The organism is uncultured Streptococcus sp. (assembly GCF_963511325.1).
Lineage (GTDB): Bacteria > Bacillota > Bacilli > Lactobacillales > Streptococcaceae > Streptococcus.
Genome location: NZ_CAUPII010000010.1, coordinates 22,893 through 40,435, shown reverse-complemented (window position 1 = coordinate 40,435; position 17,543 = coordinate 22,893). Strand labels below are relative to the sequence as shown.

General features: G+C 39.3%; 11 protein-coding genes. 10 read left to right on the top strand and 1 reads right to left on the bottom strand.

What is annotated here, in order from left to right:
- The first annotated feature begins 1,047 nt into the window (after window positions 1–1,047).
- Window positions 1,048–2,856: a glutamine--fructose-6-phosphate transaminase (isomerizing) gene (gene glmS, locus RQ973_RS04590; RefSeq protein WP_311522936.1), complete on the top strand. Its 1,809-nt coding sequence runs from the start codon at window positions 1,048–1,050 to the stop codon at window positions 2,854–2,856.
- A 367-nt stretch (window positions 2,857–3,223) separates the two neighbouring features.
- Here the strand turns inward: glmS and RQ973_RS04585 are convergent, their stop codons facing one another.
- Window positions 3,224–4,708 (bottom strand): DUF1846 domain-containing protein, encoded by a 1,485-nt coding sequence (locus RQ973_RS04585; RefSeq protein ID WP_311522935.1) that lies wholly within the window; start codon window positions 4,706–4,708, stop codon window positions 3,224–3,226.
- 150 nt (window positions 4,709–4,858) lie between these two features.
- Here RQ973_RS04585 and RQ973_RS04580 point away from each other — a divergent pair, with 150 nt between their 5' ends.
- The 9 genes from RQ973_RS04580 to cps2T all read left to right on the top strand — a co-directional run bounded on the left by RQ973_RS04580 (window position 4,859) and on the right by cps2T (window position 17,543).
- Window positions 4,859–6,469, top strand: coding sequence for an alpha-glucosidase (locus tag RQ973_RS04580; protein ID WP_311522934.1), 1,611 nt, complete (start codon window positions 4,859–4,861; stop codon window positions 6,467–6,469).
- 316 nt (window positions 6,470–6,785) lie between these two features.
- Window positions 6,786–8,753, top strand: coding sequence for a peptide ABC transporter substrate-binding protein (locus tag RQ973_RS04575; protein WP_075231275.1), 1,968 nt, complete (start codon window positions 6,786–6,788; stop codon window positions 8,751–8,753).
- A 158-nt stretch (window positions 8,754–8,911) separates the two neighbouring features.
- Window positions 8,912–10,870 (top strand): peptide ABC transporter substrate-binding protein, encoded by a 1,959-nt coding sequence (locus RQ973_RS04570; RefSeq protein ID WP_075231276.1) that lies wholly within the window; start codon window positions 8,912–8,914, stop codon window positions 10,868–10,870.
- 496 nt (window positions 10,871–11,366) lie between these two features.
- Window positions 11,367–12,812, top strand: coding sequence for an LCP family protein (locus tag RQ973_RS04565; protein WP_311522933.1), 1,446 nt, complete (start codon window positions 11,367–11,369; stop codon window positions 12,810–12,812).
- Window position 12,813: 1 nt separating this feature from the next.
- Window positions 12,814–13,545, top strand: coding sequence for a capsular polysaccharide biosynthesis protein Cps4B (gene cps4B / locus RQ973_RS04560; RefSeq protein WP_311522932.1), 732 nt, complete (start codon window positions 12,814–12,816; stop codon window positions 13,543–13,545).
- Between the two features lie 8 nt (window positions 13,546–13,553).
- On the top strand, window positions 13,554–14,246 hold the full coding sequence (locus RQ973_RS04555; protein ID WP_075227265.1) for a CspC family polysaccharide chain length determinant protein: 693 nt from the start codon (window positions 13,554–13,556) through the stop codon (window positions 14,244–14,246).
- 10 nt (window positions 14,247–14,256) lie between these two features.
- Window positions 14,257–14,946 (top strand): tyrosine-protein kinase, encoded by a 690-nt coding sequence (locus tag RQ973_RS04550; protein WP_075227266.1) that lies wholly within the window; start codon window positions 14,257–14,259, stop codon window positions 14,944–14,946.
- A 16-nt stretch (window positions 14,947–14,962) separates the two neighbouring features.
- A complete protein-coding gene (locus RQ973_RS04545; RefSeq protein WP_311522930.1) occupies window positions 14,963–16,333 on the top strand; it encodes a sugar transferase in 1,371 nt (456 codons plus the stop codon).
- A 37-nt stretch (window positions 16,334–16,370) separates the two neighbouring features.
- Window positions 16,371–17,543: a beta 1-4 rhamnosyltransferase Cps2T gene (cps2T, locus tag RQ973_RS04540; protein WP_075227268.1), complete on the top strand. Its 1,173-nt coding sequence runs from the start codon at window positions 16,371–16,373 to the stop codon at window positions 17,541–17,543.

The window sequence follows — 17,543 nt, the reverse complement described above, 5'->3', positions numbered from 1 at the left end:
TAGAGTCATCAAAAAGAAACGAGGACTCTCACATGACAATGACAATTAAAGTAAATTACCAAAAAACGTTTCAACAGGAGCAAGCACCTTCTCCTAAATACTAAGTAAAAGAGCGGAAACGCTCTTTTTGTATGGGATTCGCAGGTAAGAGATTCTGATAAATTATTCATTGAATGTATAACCTTAAACATCGTTCCAAACGAGGTCTTAGTCTATCTGGTAAACTGAAAGCAGTGCTTTGAGAAAGCTGTGACTAGCTTTCTAGTTTGCTCTTTCGTTTTCATTGAGTCGAAAGTTACTTTTAGTTTTTTCTAAGGAAAATATAAGCTATGTTTTAGGAAGGGATTTTATACTAGGTTCATCAAAAAGAAACGAGGACTCTCACATGACAATGACGATTAAAGTAAATTACCAAAAAACGTTTCAACAGGAGCAAGCACCTTCTCCTAAATACTAAGTAAAAGAGCGATAACGCTCTTTTTGAGTGGGGATTCGTAGCTAAGGGATTTAGAAAAATGCTTATGTTGATTTGATTTACGGAATATATAAACTTAAACATCACTTCAAACAAGGTCTTAGTCTATCTGGTAAACTGAGAACAGTGCTTTGAGAAAACTGTGACTAGCTTTCTAATTTTCTCTTTCGTTTTCATTGAGTCAAAAGTTACTTTTAGTTTTTTCTAAGGAAAATATAAGCTATGTTTTAGGAAGGGATTTTATACTAGGTTCATCAAAAAGAAACGAGGACTCTCACATGACAATGACGATTAAAGTAAATTATCAAAAAACATTTCAAGAAGTAGTAGAAGCAGAAAAACTTGCTACAAAATAGTAGTTGTTAAGGGCAGTAGAGCCCTTTTTAAATACTTGCTTTAGGCGAAATATGATAGATTTTTAGTAGATAGAATCGGCAGAATCACGCTATACCAATTTTTATTCTTGACAAGTAAAAGAAACAAGTATATACTGTTTTTGCTGATTCTGTAAAAGGGAAATCAGACTATACCAATTTAAGGGGAAAGCACAGCTGGTCTGTGTCGTATATACTATGTGTGGAATTGTCGGTGTTGTTGGAAACACAAATGCAACTGATATTTTGATTCAAGGGCTTGAAAAACTTGAATACCGTGGCTATGATTCTGCGGGGATTTTTGTCCTAGGTGGTGCTGAAAATCACCTAGTCAAGGCTGTAGGTCGTATCGCAGAATTGTCTGCTAAAACTACTGGTGTTGAGGGAACAACTGGTATCGGACATACGCGTTGGGCGACTCATGGTAAACCAACCGAGGACAATGCTCACCCACATCGCTCTGAGACTGGACGTTTTGTCTTGGTGCACAATGGGGTCATTGAAAACTATCTTGAAATCAAGGAAGAATACCTTGCAGGCCACCACTTCAAGGGGCAAACAGATACGGAAATCGCAGTGCACTTGATTGGAAAATTTGCAGAAGAAGATGGTCTTTCAGTTCTTGAAGCCTTCAAAAAAGCTCTTCACATCATCCGTGGTTCTTATGCCTTTGCCTTGATTGACTCTGAAAATCCAGATGTTATCTATGTCGCTAAGAACAAGTCACCACTTTTGATTGGTCTCGGAGATGGTTACAACATGGTCTGCTCGGATGCTATGGCTATGATCCGTGAGACCAACCAATACATGGAAATCCATGACCAAGAGTTGGTGATTGTGACGGCAGATAGCGTAGAAGTTCAAGACTATGATGGCAATCGTCGTGAGCGTGCTAGCTACACTGCTGAGCTTGATTTGTCAGATATCGGTAAGGGAACTTACCCTTACTATATGCTCAAGGAAATTGACGAGCAACCAACGGTCATGCGTAAACTCATCCAAGCCTACACAGATGAGGCTGGTCAAGTAGTGGTTGACCCTGCTATCATCAAGGCTGTTCAAGATGCAGACCGCATCTACATCCTTGCAGCTGGAACATCTTACCACGCAGGATTTGCTTCTAAGAAGATGCTGGAAGAATTGACTGATACACCAGTTGAACTTGGAATCTCATCTGAGTGGGGCTACGGTATGCCACTGCTCAGCAAGAAACCACTCTTCATCTTTATCAGTCAGTCTGGTGAAACAGCTGACAGCCGTCAGGTTTTGGTCAAGGCTAATGAAATGGGAATCCCAAGCTTGACAGTGACAAATGTTCCAGGTTCAACTCTTTCACGTGAAGCGAACTATACCATGCTTCTTCATGCAGGTCCTGAAATTGCCGTAGCATCAACAAAGGCTTATACAGCACAAATCGCAGCCCTTGCCTTTCTTGCAAAAGCAGTCGGTCAAGCAAATGGCAATGCAAAAGCGCAAGCCTTTGACCTGGTTCATGAATTGTCTATCGTGGCTCAGTCTATCGAATCAACTCTTTCAGAGAAAGAATTGATTGATGCTAAAGTTCGTGACCTCCTTGAAACAACACGCAACGCCTTTTACATCGGACGTGGTCAAGACTACTACGTAGCTATGGAAGCGAGTCTCAAACTCAAAGAGATTTCTTACATCCAGTGTGAAGGTTTTGCGGCTGGGGAGCTCAAGCACGGAACGATTGCCTTGATTGAGGAAGGAACACCTGTCTTGGCCCTCTTGTCAGACCCAGTTCTTGCAAACCACACTCGCGGAAATATCCAAGAAGTGGCAGCACGTGGAGCTAAGGTCCTCACCATTGCAGAAGAAAATGTTGCCAAAGATACAGATGATATCGTTCTTACGACCGTCCACCCTTACCTCTCACCAATCTCAATGGTCGTACCAACACAATTGGTCGCTTACTTTGCAACTCTACACCGTGGACTTGATGTGGATAAACCACGTAACCTTGCTAAGTCAGTAACGGTAGAATAAACTAAAAGTTTAACTCATAAGCAAAAGTGAACAAAATAGTTTTCTGGAAATCAGAATGCTGTCTTGTTCACCTTTTTTTGTATTTTCAATGAAAATCAATGACCAAACTAGTTCTCTTGTGTAGATGTCTCAAAGCAGTGCTTTGAGCAACCTGCGGCTAGTTTCCTAGTTTGCTCTTTGATTTTCATTGAGTATCACTCCTTTTAAGGATTCATTAGAAATAAATCTAAAATTAAATGGTATCTCAGTTTCTATTAAAATGAGAATTCTTTTTGAAAGATATGCTTGTGAAAGACTTGCAAGCTATAAAAAAACTCTAAGAGCTGGATGATAAGGATCCAACTCTTAGAGGAGTGAGTGTCGTATTTTACTTGCGATACAAACGATCGTATTGGTAGTAAGGATCAAAGGTTACGTTGATACCTAGTTTGCGAAGAACATTCTTGTCTTCATCCGTTAAGATAATCGTAGAGTGAGCTTCGCTTCCTTTGAGATTTCCGAGTTCTTTCATGGCACGATCTGCATCAGGATTCTGCATTGCTGTGATAGCAAGAGCGATGAGGATTTCATTTGAGTGGAGTCGAGGGTTACGGCTACCCAAGTGATTGATTTTCAAACCTTGAATTGGTTTCACCACTTCTGGTTCAATTAATTTTGTTTCAGCATCAATGTTAGCGGACATCTTGATAGCATTGATCAAAGCAGCGGCTGTTGGACCAAAGAGTTCTGAGTTCTTACCAGTAACGATTTCACCAGAAGGTAATTCAAGAGCGAGAGCGGGTCCGTCTGTTTCTTCAGCTCTTTGACGAGCGGCTACAGCTACCTTACGGTCAGCTGGTGTGATACCGAGGTCATTCATGAGAAGCTCGATTTTCTTGACAGCAGACTCAGCAACTTTTTCAGCCTTAAAGTCGAGAACTGTTTGATAGTAGCGACGGATAATTTCTTGTTTAGATGCTTCAATTGCAGCGTCATTATCAGTAATTGCAAAACCAACCATATTGACACCCATGTCAGTTGGAGATGCATATGGAGATTCACCCAAGATACGTTCTAGCATGCGCTTAAGAACAGGAAAAATCTCGATATCACGATTGTAGTTGACCGTGGTTTCTCCATAAGTTTGGAGATGGAATGGGTCAATCATGTTGACATCATCTAGGTCTGCTGTAGCAGCTTCATAAGCTAAGTTTACTGGATGATGCAGTGGGAGATTCCAAACTGGGAAGGTTTCAAATTTGGCATAACCAGACTTGATACCATTGATTTGGTCGTGGTACATGTTAGACATACAAGTTGCCAACTTACCTGAACCAGGCCCAGGAGCAGTCACGACAATCAAGTTACGACTAGTTTTGATATAGTCGTTTTTCCCCATACCTTCTGGAGAGATGATGTGATCCATATCTGTCGGATACCCTTTGATTGGGTAGTGAAGATAAGAGTCGATACCGTTTTTAGCTAATTGATTGCGGAAAGCATCTGCTGCAGGTTGGCCAGCATATTGAGTGATAACAACTGAACCTACAAAGATACCGAGCTCGTTGAATTTATCGATCAAACGAAGCACTTCTTGGTCATAAGAAATGCCCAAGTCTCCACGAGCTTTTGAGTGCTCGATATTGCTAGCGTTAATAGCGATAACAACCTCAACTTGCTCCTTCAACTCTTGCAAGAGCTTGATTTTATTGTCAGGTTCATATCCAGGAAGGACACGAGCAGCGTGGAAATCTTCTAACATTTTGCCACCAAACTCCAAGTAGAGTTTGCCGTCAAATTGGTTGATGCGCTCCAAGATATGGTCGCGTTGTAGATTCAAATATTGTTCAGAACTAAAAGCTTGTTTTTTCATTTTTTTACCTCTGAGCTCTATTATATAAAAAAAATGGAAGATAAGAAACAACGGAGGTTCGAAATAAGGAAAAAGATTGAGGCAAACGCTTGCATAAAATTGATAAAAGGTCTATGATGGAATAAAGTGAATGTTAAGAGGGGAAAAAAGATGCAAGAAAAATGGTGGCACAATGCCGTTGTTTATCAGGTCTATCCAAAAAGTTTTAATGATAGCAATGGAGATGGGATTGGTGATTTACCTGGGATTACCAGTAAGCTAGACTATCTAGCGAAGTTAGGGATCACAGCGATCTGGCTTTCTCCAGTCTATGATAGCCCCATGGATGACAATGGTTATGATATTGCCAATTATCAAGATATCGCGGCTATCTTTGGAACCATGGAAGATATGGATGAGCTGATTGCTGAGGCTAAAAAACGAGATATTCGAATCATCATGGACTTGGTGGTCAATCATACATCAGATGAGCATGCTTGGTTTATCGAAGCTTGTGAAAATCCTGATAGTCCTGAGCGAGACTACTATATCTGGCGTGATGAACCTAACGAATTGGAGTCAATTTTTAGTGGTTCTGCCTGGCAATATGATGAAAAGGCTGGTCGATATTACCTGCACTTTTTCAGTAAGAAACAACCAGACCTTAACTGGGAAAATGAAGAACTACGCCAAAAAATCTATGAAATGATGAATTTCTGGATTGATAAAGGGATCGGTGGATTTCGTATGGACGTTATTGACATGATTGGGAAAATTCCTGATCAGAAGATTGTCAACAATGGTCCTATGCTCCATCCCTATCTCAAGGAAATGAATCAGGCTACTTTCGGCGACAAAGAGCTCTTGACAGTAGGGGAGACATGGGGAGCGACACCAGAAATCGCAAAACTCTATTCAGATCCAAAAGGACAAGAACTGTCTATGGTCTTCCAGTTTGAACATATCTGTCTTCAGTATCAGGAAGGACAACCTAAGTGGCACTACCAAAAAGAGCTAAATGTTGGGAAATTAAAAGAAATTTTCAACAAATGGCAGACAGAATTAGGAGTTGAGGATGGCTGGAATTCCCTTTTCTGGAACAACCATGACCTCCCTCGAATCGTCTCTATCTGGGGAAATGACCGAGAATACCGCGAAAAATCTGCTAAAGCGTATGCAATCTTGCTTCATCTCATGAGAGGGACTCCTTATATTTACCAAGGGGAGGAGATTGGGATGACCAATTTCCCGTTTGAAAAGCTAGATCAAGTAGAGGATATTGAATCCCTCAACTATGCGCGTGAAGCTCTTGAAAAAGGTGTTTCAATGGAAACAATCATGGATAGTATCCGTGTCATTGGACGTGACAATGCTCGTACCCCAATGCAGTGGGATGAGACAAAAAATGCTGGTTTCTCAGATGGAAAACCTTGGTTGGCTGTTAATCCAAACTACGAAGCAATCAACGTTCAGGAAGCACTGGAAAACCCAGATTCTATTTTCTATACTTATCAAAAATTGGTAAACATTCGTAAGGAAAATAGCTGGTTGGTGAGAGCTGATTTTGAACTCCTTGAAACGGCTGAAAAAGTCTTTGCTTACATCCGTAAAGATGGCGACCGTCGATTCCTAGTTGTGGCTAACTTGTCCAACCAAAAGCAAGAGTTCGCAGTTGAAGAATCAATCACATCTGTCTTGATTGCAAATACAGATGTCAAAGCTACAATAGAACAACTAACATTAGCTCCCTGGGATGCCTTCTGTGTCGAATTAGCCAAATAAACCTAAAAGAGGCTGGGACAAAAGTGCCAGCCTCTCAATTGTCTTTGGATTACCGAGCAAGACGCAGTGGTTGAGTGGGCTCTACTACGCTGATTTTATCAGCTTTTACAGCCCTACTCAACTGTGCGGAGGTGGGACAACGAAATCGAATTCTAACGAATTACCGATTTCTGTCCCACTCTCTTTTCTAAAATAAGTGTAGAAAATTCTTTAAAAAATATTTGTTTGAATTTTCTAAAAAATACCCTGTAAACCCTTGCTTTTATATAAAAATAGGGTATAATGGTGAAAAATAGTATTTTAAAGGAGAATACCGATGAAATCGAAAAAGTGGCTCGCAGTAGCAGGGATAACGATGAGCGCAGCTCTTCTTTTGGCGGCTTGTGGCAAGACTGAGAAAAAAGCAGATGCTCCAACAACATTTTCGTATGTATATGCCATTGATCCAACAACATTGGACTATAGCGTTACTAGTAAAAGTTCAACATCAGACGTCATCGCCAACCTGGTCGACGGACTCTTGGAAAATGACAAATATGGAAACTTAATTCCATCGCTTGCTGAAGACTGGTCTGTTTCACAGGACGGTTTGACCTACACCTACAAGCTACGTAAAGGTGTCAAATGGTATACTTCAGAAGGAGAAGAGTATGCTGAAGTCAAGGCCCAAGACTTTGTGACAGGTTTGAAGCATGCTGCAGATGGTAAATCAGATGGCCTAACTCTTATCCAAGACTCTATCAAAGGTTTGGCAGAGTACGTTAGTGGTGAAACAAATGACTTCTCAACAGTCGGTGTTAAAGCAGTTGACGATTATACAGTCGAGTATACCTTGAACAAACCAGAAAGCTTCTGGAATTCTAAGGTGACAACAGCGACTATGCTCCCTGTTAATGAAGAATTCTTAAATTCTCAAGGGAAAGATTACGGTGCAGCAGCGCCTTCAGGTATTCTCTACAATGGTCCGTATATTTTGAAGAACTTCACTTCAAAATCAGTGATCGAGTACGAAAAGAACCCGAATTACTGGGATAAGGACAATGTGAAGATTGACCACGTCAAGCTTACTTTCTACGACGGCTCTGACCAAGAATCATTGATTCGTAGCTTTGCGTCAGGCTCATATACGACAGCACGCCTTTTCCCAACTAGTTCAAGCTTTGCCTCAACTCAGAAGGAATACGGCGATAAAATTGTTTATAGCCCACAAGAAGCGACTAGCTATTACTTTACTTTCAACGTAAATCGTCAGTCTTACAATAAAACAGCTAAGACAGATGATGCCCAAAAAACATCAACTAAAGAAGCGCTTCTCAACAAAAACTTCCGTCAAGCCATCAACTTCGCTCTTGACCGTCATGCTTACTCTGCACAGATGAATGGCGAAGAAGGTGCAGACAAGATTATCCGTACTAGTCTTGTGCCTTATGACTATGTTCAGGTTGGTGAAAAGACCTTCGGTGAATTGGCTCAAGAACAATTAGTAACATACGGAGATCAGTGGAAAGATGTAGCTTTGACAGATGGTAAAGATACTCTTTACAATCCAACAAAAGCAAAAGCTGCCTTTGAAAAAGCAAAATCAGAATTGCAAGCCAAAGGTGTAACCTTCCCTATTCATTTAGATATTCCAGTTGAACAGACAGATGTCATTGCGGTACAGCAGACCAACTCCCTCAAACAGTCTGTCGAAGCGGCGCTTGGAAGTGAAAATGTTGTCATCGATGTACTTCAAATGACTGACAATGAGAAAATAAGTATCACATCTCAAGCCAAAGTCCCTTCTCAAAAAGACTATGACTTGAACGGAACTGGTTGGGGGCCAGACTATCAAGACCCAGCAACCTACCTCAATATCTTAGATGCTAAGAAGGGGTCTGCTCTTAAACACTTAGGTATCACAAAAGGTAAAGATCCAGAAGTCATGGCTCAAGTTGGACTTGATGAGTACAAGAAACTCTTGGATGATGCAGCATCAGAAACAAGCGATCTTAACAAACGCTATGAAAAATATGCCAAAGCACAAGCATGGGTTTCAGATAGCTCACTCCTTATCCCTGTAGCATCTTCAGGTGGTTCTCCGACAGTTAGCCGTACAGTGCCATTTACAAAAGCATACTCTCAAGTTGGTATCAAGGGTGATCCATTTGTATTTAAAGGCTTAGAGTTGCAAAACGATATTGTAACAGCTAAAGAATACGAAGAAGCTCTCAAGAAATGGCAAAAAGAGAAGATTGAAACAAATGCCAAATACCAAAAAGAACTAGCAAATCACGTTAAATAGTCTTTTGTAATGAATAAAGAAATCCTGTTTTTAAGCGGGATTTCTTTATTTTTTGATTTCCAATGAGGGGTCAAATCAGTATATAACTTTACTTTTTGGACAAAATTTGTTAAAATATAGTCATGTTATAAAATCTAACATATAAGGAGAAATGAATCATGAGCATGAAAAAACGCTTATTAGGAGCAGGTATGACACTTGCTGCTGCGGTCCTATTGGCAGCATGTGGCCAGTCAGCATCAGATGGTAAAACATACTCGTCGACCTTTGGTGCGGATCCGACAACCTTCAACTATCTCTTGGACTACGCTGGTGATAACACTGCCATTGTAACCAACTTGGTTGATGGTTTGCTTGAAAATGATAACTACGGAAACCTTATTCCTGCCCTTGCAGAAGATTGGAGTGTTTCTAAGGATGGTTTAACTTATACCTACAAACTTCGCCAAGATGCCAAGTGGTTTACAGCTGACGGTGAAGAATACGCTCCCCTTAAAGCACAAGACTTTGTAACTGGTATCAAGTACGCTGCTGATAACAAGGGTCAAGCCCTAGACTTGATTCAGAACTCTATCAAGGGATTGGACGATTATGTGACAGGTGCAAATACTGACTTTTCAAATGTTGGTGTCAAAGCCTTAGATGACTATACTGTGCAATATACCTTGACTCGTCCAGAGTCATTCTGGAATTCTAAGACAACTAACAGTATCTTGTTCCCTGTAAACGAAGAGTTCCTTGCTTCTAAAGGTAAAGACTTCGGAACCCTGAAACCAGATAGCATTCTTTATAGCGGACCATATTTGTTAAAAGATTTTACATCTAAGTCTTCTATCGAATATGTGAAAAACTCACATTACTATGACCAAGAAAAAGTAACGATTGAAAAGGTGAAATTGGCCTACTTTGATGGTTCAGACCAAGACTTGACAATCCGTAACTTTGAAAGTGGTGCTTACTCATCTGCAGGTGTTTATCCAAATAGCTCAAACTTCGCTAAGACCAAGGAAAAGTACAAGGACAATATCGTTTATAGCTTACAAGATGCAACATCTTGGTACTATAACTTTAACGTCAACCGTGGTGCTTATAACCATACTGCAAAAACAAGCGATGAGCAAAAACAAGCAACTCAAGCTGCAGTTTCGAATAAAAACTTCCGTCAGGCAATTAACTTCGCCATTGATCGTACAGCCTACTCAGCTCAATCAAACGGTGAAGAAGCAGCTAAAAACACTCTTCGTAACTCGCTTGTACCACCAACTTTCGTACAAGTTGGAGACAAGACTTTTGGTGAAACAGTTGCTTCAAAATTGGTCAACTATGGTACACAATGGTCAAATATGAATCTTGAAGATGCTCAAGATGGTTATTTCAATAAAGAAAAAGCACAAGCCCAGTTTGCAGAAGCTAAAAAAGAATTAGAAGCCCAAGGTGTGACCTTCCCAATTCATTTGGACTTGCCTGTAGATCAAGTAAACAAGACCTTGCTTTCAGGAACAAACTCTATCAAACAATCAATCGAATCAACACTTGGTTCTGAAAATGTAGTGGTTGATGTTATCCAATTGTCGACAGATGATTATACAAATGCAACAGCTCAAGCACCAACACCGGCAGATCATGACTATGATTTGAACTTGGATGGATGGTCAGCTGACTACCAAGATCCATCAACTTACCTCAATCCTTTCAACTCTGAAGATGGATTCTATCTCAAAATTTTGGGACTTGATCCAAGCAAGGACACTGGTAAGATTACTAGTCTAGGTTTGGACCAATTTACTCAAAGATTAAAGACAGCAGATGCAGAAAATACAGACGTAGCTAAACGCTATGAAAACTACGCCGATGCACAAGCTTGGTTGATTGATAGTTCCCTTCTAATCCCAGTTGTGTCAAACGGTGGTGGAGCTTCGGTGACACGCGTGATACCATTTACACGTGCTTACTCACTGGTTGGGATCAAAGGAACTGGAAGCAACTACAAGTACATGAGATTGCAGACAGATATCGTTACAAGCTCTCAATTTGCTGAAGCTAAGGCTAAATGGGAACAAGAACGTAAAAATTCTGTCGAAAAGAGTCAAAAAGACTTTGAAAGTCACGTGAAATAAGTTTAAGAAGATAGGTTGAGTAAAAACTCAATTTGAAAATGAAATTGAGTAAAGCTTTCAATTATAAAATGCATAGTATAAAGTTTTTGAACACTTAATACTATGTGTTTTTTTTATTTTGAAGACTTTTACCCTGCCTCTTGCTTTTTATTAACGATAAATCTTTACTGCGATAGCGGGTTGTTTTTGTTTTCGAGACTCTAAAAGGATATTTTTGTAAAAACTTGAGTTTCTCTAGTTGCAACCTTCAACTTTCTTGGGAATTATTGAAAGTTTTAGGGTGTGAGAGTATGGTATTGAGAACTTGTCAATCGATTTCTATCTCCTGGTATTTTTGTTGGAAGTCTTCTTTCAAAAAAAGATATGAGGTATTTAATGATTGAAATATAATAATTTTGGTTTTAAGGTAAAATAAAACGGTTGCAATTCAGGTGTTGATAGCATCCAGTGTTAGTTTGTGATATAATAGAAATAAAATAATTAATAGAGGTGTAAGGTGGGGAGACGTTTAAAAGAAAATAAAACGAGCAAGTTTCAGCAAAGTTTCAATATTATTTTGTTGTTTCTATATATAGTACTTACTTGTTTTTTGCTGTTTTTAATATTCAGATATCATATCTTAGCCGTTAGTTATTTCAATCTTATTCTGGCAGCTATTATGGTGTTCATTGCGCTAGTAGCTTTATTTTTAATATCAAATAGAAAAGCTAAGAAGTTGACTTTAATCATGCTCTTGCTATCTATTGTAGCTAGCTCACTAGCCTTGGTTGGAGTTCATCAGTTCGTTAGTTTGGCCAATCATTTAAATGCAACATCTAACTATTCTAGTTACTCCATCAGTGTTGCAGTTTTGACGGATAGTGAGATTGGTAATGTGTCCCAACTATCCAGTGTGACAGCTCCGACAAAAACAGATGCGGAGAATATCAAAAAACTGCTCGATGATATTAAGACAAGTCAGAATAAAGACCTAAAGGTTGAGGATAGTTCTTCTTACCTTGCGGCTTATAAGAGTCTCTTAGTTGGAGAGACCAAGGCAATTGTTTTGAATAGTGTCTTTGAAAATCTGATTGAACAAGAGTATCCAGATCATGCCAAAAAGATCAAGAAGATTTATACCAAAGAACTAACCAAAACTGTTGAGGCACCTAAGTCTTCTCAAAACAAGGCTTTTAATATCTATATTAGTGGGATTGACACATACGGACCGATTAGCTCCGTTTCTCGTTCGGATGTCAATATCATCATGACGGTTAATCAAGAAACCAAGAAAATTCTCTTGACAACGACCCCTCGTGATGCTTACGTGCCCATAGCTGATGGAGGCAATAACCAAAATGATAAATTGACCCATGCAGGTATTTATGGTGTGGATGCTTCGATTCATACTTTGGAAAATCTTTATGGAATTGACCTAAATTACTATGCACGACTCAACTTCACTTCCTTCTTGAAATTAATTGATCTCTTAGGTGGTGTCGATGTTAATAATGACCAAGAATTTACCTCGCTTCATGGTAATTACCATTTTCCTGTTGGAAATGTTCATCTAGACTCTGAGCAGGCCCTAGGCTTTGTACGCGAGCGGTATTCATTAGCAAATGGCGATGGAGACCGTGGGCGCAATCAACAGAAAGTCATTTCTGCAATTGTCCAGAAACTAACTTCGGCAGAAGCATTGAAAAATTTTGATGATATTATGCAAAGTTTACAGGATTCTGTCCAAACTAATATGCCTCCTGAAACAATGGTTAGTTTAGTGAACGCCCAACTAGCAAGTGGAGGGAAATATACTGTCATCACTCGAGATCTAAAGGGAACTGGTCGTATGGATCTTCCTTCCTATGCCATGCCTGACAGTAGCCTTTATATGCTAGAGGTGGATCCAAATAGCTTAGAGACACTCAAAACAGAAATCAAAGATATCATGGAAGGAAAATAAGATGATTGATATCCATTCGCACATAGTTTTTGATGTAGACGATGGCCCAAAGGATAAGGCAGAGAGTATAGCCCTTCTAAAGGAAGCTTATGCTCAAGGAGTTCGCACCATCGTTTCGACTTCTCATCGTCGGAAAGGGATGTTTGAAACACCAGAGGAGGATATTGCAAGAAATTTTAAAGTTGTCAAGGAATTGGCTAAAGAAATTGCTCCCGACTTAACCATCTTGTATGGAGCAGAGATCTATTACAGCAGTGATGCTTTAAACAAATTAGAGAATCAACAGATTCCGCAACTAAATGGCACTCGCTATGCCTTGATAGAATTTAGTATGAATACCCCTTATCGTGAAATCCATAGCGCATTGACCAATATTTTGATGTTGGGAATAACCCCTGTTATTGCCCATATAGAACGTTATGATGCTTTGGAAAATAATGAAAAAAGGGTGCACGACCTCATCAACATGGGATGTTATACCCAGGTCAATAGTTCGAGCATCCTCAAACCAAAATTGTTTGGCGATACTTATAAGTTTATGAAAAAGCGTGCTCGCTATTTCTTAGAGAGGGACTTGGTCCATATAGTTGCTAGTGATATGCATAATCTAGATGGTCGTCCACCTTATATGCGAGAGGCTTATGAGATAGTGAGCAAAAAATATGGCCAAGATAAGGCTAGGGAACTCTTTGTGGAAAATCCTGAAAAAGTCATTAAAGATCAAATAATATAGGAGTTAAAATGAAAGAACAAGAAACTATTGAAATTAACGTTATTCAGTTGTTAAAGGCGCTATGGGCAAAGAAGCTACTAATTCTCCTTGTAGCTATCGTAGCAGGAGCTGTTTCCTTTGCATATAGTAGTTTTGTAGTCAAACCTGAGTATAGAAGTACAACGCGAATCTATGTGGTCAATCGAAATCAAAACGATAAAGCAGGACTAACAAATCAGGACTTACAAGCAGGGGCCTACTTGGTCAAGGACTATCGTGAAATCATTCTATCTCAAGATGTCCTAGAGAAAGTAGTTGCTGATCTTGGCTTGAACGTTAATGCAAAAGCATTGGCTAAAAAGGTTCAAGTAACGGTCCCTGCAGATACACGTATCGTATCTATTTCAGTTAGTGATCATAAACCTGACGAAGCTAGTCGTATTGCAAATGCACTGCGAGACGTTGCAGCACAAAAAATTATCGCAGTTACTCGAGTTTCGGACGTAACGACTCTGGAGGAGGCCCGTCCAGCTACTGGTCCTTCATCACCAAATATCCGTCGTAATACTTTAATGGGAATCGGTGCTGGTGCAGGCTTGGTGATTGTCGTGGTTCTATTAGTTGAACTATTAGATGATCGTGTGAAACGTCCAGAAGATATCGAAGACGTTATGAAAATCTCACTCCTTGGAGTCATTCCAGACCTGGATAAATTAAAGTAAGGGAGAATATATGGTAAAGTTAGAATTAGCACAACAAAAACTGAACTCTGTAAAAAAGGCGGAAGAGTATTACAATGCTTTACGTACAAATATACAACTGAGTGGAAATAACTTAAAGGTTATTGCAGTTACATCGGTCGATCCGAGTGAAGGAAAATCTACAACTTCTACAAATATCGCTTGGGCTTTTGCGCGTGCAGGCTACAAAACGCTATTGATTGATGCCGACATCCGAAATTCAGTCATGTCTGGAGTATTTAAGTCAAGAGAAAAAATCACTGGTTTGACAGATTATCTAGCTGGGACTCAGGATTTGTCACATGGTCTCTGTGAAACAGACGTTGAAAATTTATTTGTAGTTCAATCAGGAGCAGTTTCACCGAATCCAACAGCTCTCTTACAAAGCGCCAACTTTGAAAAAATGATTGAGACTTTACGCAAATATTTTGATTATATCATAGTTGATACTGCACCTATAGGGGTTGTAATTGATGCAGCCATTATTGTACAAAAATGTGATGCATCCATTTTAGTTACTGAAGCTGGTGTGGCAAAACGAAGAGAAGTGCAAAAAGCCAAAAGTCAGTTAGAACACACTGGGAAACCATTTTTGGGTGTGATTTTGAATAAATTCGACATTCAACGTGAAAAATATGGTTCTTATGGTGGCTATGGCAATTATGGGGAAAAAATAAAATGAAGTTAGGGAGTCCAGTATGGAAGGAAGGGGTTTCTACAATGTAACTCTGGCATTCTTACAGAGTATACTTGTTAGTGTATTAGCTTATATACTGATTGCAATTTCAGAAACTGATATTGTTCCAAATACAGTATTCGTCTTATTTTTTCTTCACTTTGCAGCCTTCTACATTAGTGATTATGGTAAAGATTTTTTCAAACGAGGCCAGTATGTTGAGTTAGTAGAAACGATCAAATACGTCCTCTTTTATGCCTTGTTGATTAGTTTTTCAAGTTTCTTCCTAAAAGAAAAATTTGTGATTTCTAGACGAGGAATGCTCTATTTGCTTTCCTTGTATGGTGTTTTGAATTATCTACTTAGTTTCTTTGTGAAGCGTTATTGGAAAACCATTAATCATAATTTGAAGAGCAGTCGTAATATTTTGTTGATCACAGCGACATCACGTACTGAAAAAGTGTTGGACCGTTTGTTGACCGCTAACGATGTTCAAGGGAAACTGGTTGCAGTCAGTGTTTTAGACATGCCAGACTTTACTCATGAAAAGGTGACGGTTGTTCCGAGGGAACAGTTGATCTCTTATGCAACGCATGAGGTAGTGGATGAAGTCTTTGTCGATCTTCCAAGTGAAGACTATGACATTGGAGCTATTATTTCTCAGTTTGAAACCATGGGAATCGCTGTCACAGTCAATCTCAATGCTTTTGATAAAAACTTAGGCCGTGATAAACAAATTCATGAGATGGCGGGTTTGAACGTAGTGACATTTTCTACAAATTTTTACAATCCGAGCCATGTGATTGCTAAACGCATCCTTGACATTTGTGGTGCTATCGTTGGGGTGATCCTTTGTGGAATTGCTAGTCTATTTCTAGTTCCCATGATTCGTAAAGATGGCGGACCTGCAATCTTTTCACAAACTCGTGTCGGAAAAAATGGTCGTCACTTTACCTTTTATAAATTCCGCTCGATGCGAGTCGATGCAGAAGCTATCAAGGAACAGTTGATGGATCAAAATATCATGCAAGGTGGGATGTTTAAGATTGATAACGATCCTCGAGTGACTAAGATCGGACAATTTATCCGAAAAACTAGCCTGGATGAATTACCACAATTTTGGAATGTTTTAATTGGAGACATGAGTCTAGTCGGTACACGCCCACCAACTGTAGATGAGTACGAAAAATACACACCTGAGCAAAAACGTCGTCTAAGCTTTAAACCTGGTATTACAGGTTTGTGGCAAATTAGTGGTCGAAGTGAAATTACAAACTTTGATGAAGTCGTGAAACTGGACGTAGCTTATATCGATGATTGGACCATCTGGAAAGATTTTGAAATATTGCTAAAAACTGTAAAAGTTGTATTGATGAGAGATGGAGCGAAGTAAGTCTCGTTGCTCTCCCTGTCTATAAATTAGGAGTAACATGAAAAAAACTGTCTATATCGTAGGGTCAAAAGGGATTCCTGCTAAGTATGGGGGATTTGAAACTTTTGTTGAAAAATTAACAGCCTTTCAACAAGATAAGGATATCCAATATTATGTGGCTTGTATGCGTGAAAACTCTGCAAAGTCAGGGATTACTGAGGATGTTTTTGAACATAACGGTGCTATCTGTTATAACGTCGATGTACCTAATATTGGTCCAGCGCGAGCTATAGCCTATGACATTGCTGCAATTAACAAAGCAATTGAAATTGCCAAAGAAAATAAGGATGAAGCTCCTATCTTCTATATTTTAGCTTGTCGCATTGGACCTTTTATCCATGGAATCAAGAAAAAAATTCAAGCAATAGGTGGGACTCTTTTGGTTAATCCGGATGGTCATGAGTGGTTGCGTGCTAAGTGGAGCGCCCCTATTCGTCGCTACTGGAAAATTTCTGAAAGTCTAATGGTTAAACATGCAGATCTTTTAGTGTGTGATAGTAAGAATATTGAAAAATATATTCAAGAAGATTATAAACAGTATCAACCTAAGACAACCTATATCGCTTATGGGACAGATACAACACGCTCTACATTAAAAAGTAGTGATGAAAAAGTACGTACTTGGTTCAAAGAGAAGAATGTTTCTGAAAACGACTATTACCTAGTTGTAGGACGTTTTGTTCCAGAGAATAACTATGAGGCTATGATACGTGGGTTTTTGGCGTCTAACTCTAAGAAGGACTTCGTCCTAATCACAAATGTAGAACAGAATAAATTTTATAATCAGCTATTAGCAAGTACTGGATTTGATAAAGATCCACGAGTGAAATTTGTTGGAACAGTCTACGACCAAGAACTTCTGAAATATATTCGAGAAAACGCCTTTGCTTACTTCCATGGACATGAAGTTGGAGGAACAAATCCTTCGCTACTTGAAGCTTTGGAGTCAACAAAGTTGAACCTACTACTCGATGTTGGTTTTAACCGCGAAGTTGGGGAGCAAAGTGCGATCTATTGGAAAAAAGACGAACTATCACAAGTGATTGAGGAAGTTGAACAATTTGATGGAAAAATGATTGATGAGTTAGATAGACAATCAAATCAGAGAATTGCGGATGCTTTCACTTGGGAAAAGATTGTCACAGACTACGAGAAATTATTTAAAGGTTAG

Excerpts from the sequence above, each read along its gene's own strand:
- glmS (WP_311522936.1), top strand. The coding sequence starts at position 1,048 with ATGTGTGGAATTGTCGGTGTTGTTGGAAACACAAATGCAACTGATATT.
- RQ973_RS04585 (WP_311522935.1), bottom strand. The coding sequence starts at position 4,708 with ATGAAAAAACAAGCTTTTAGTTCTGAACAATATTTGAATCTACAACGC.
- RQ973_RS04580 (WP_311522934.1), top strand. The coding sequence starts at position 4,859 with ATGCAAGAAAAATGGTGGCACAATGCCGTTGTTTATCAGGTCTATCCA.
- RQ973_RS04575 (WP_075231275.1), top strand. The coding sequence starts at position 6,786 with ATGAAATCGAAAAAGTGGCTCGCAGTAGCAGGGATAACGATGAGCGCA.
- RQ973_RS04570 (WP_075231276.1), top strand. The coding sequence starts at position 8,912 with ATGAGCATGAAAAAACGCTTATTAGGAGCAGGTATGACACTTGCTGCT.
- cps4B (WP_311522932.1), top strand. The coding sequence starts at position 12,814 with ATGATTGATATCCATTCGCACATAGTTTTTGATGTAGACGATGGCCCA.
- RQ973_RS04555 (WP_075227265.1), top strand. The coding sequence starts at position 13,554 with ATGAAAGAACAAGAAACTATTGAAATTAACGTTATTCAGTTGTTAAAG.
- RQ973_RS04550 (WP_075227266.1), top strand. The coding sequence starts at position 14,257 with ATGGTAAAGTTAGAATTAGCACAACAAAAACTGAACTCTGTAAAAAAG.
- RQ973_RS04545 (WP_311522930.1), top strand. The coding sequence starts at position 14,963 with ATGGAAGGAAGGGGTTTCTACAATGTAACTCTGGCATTCTTACAGAGT.
- cps2T (WP_075227268.1), top strand. The coding sequence starts at position 16,371 with ATGAAAAAAACTGTCTATATCGTAGGGTCAAAAGGGATTCCTGCTAAG.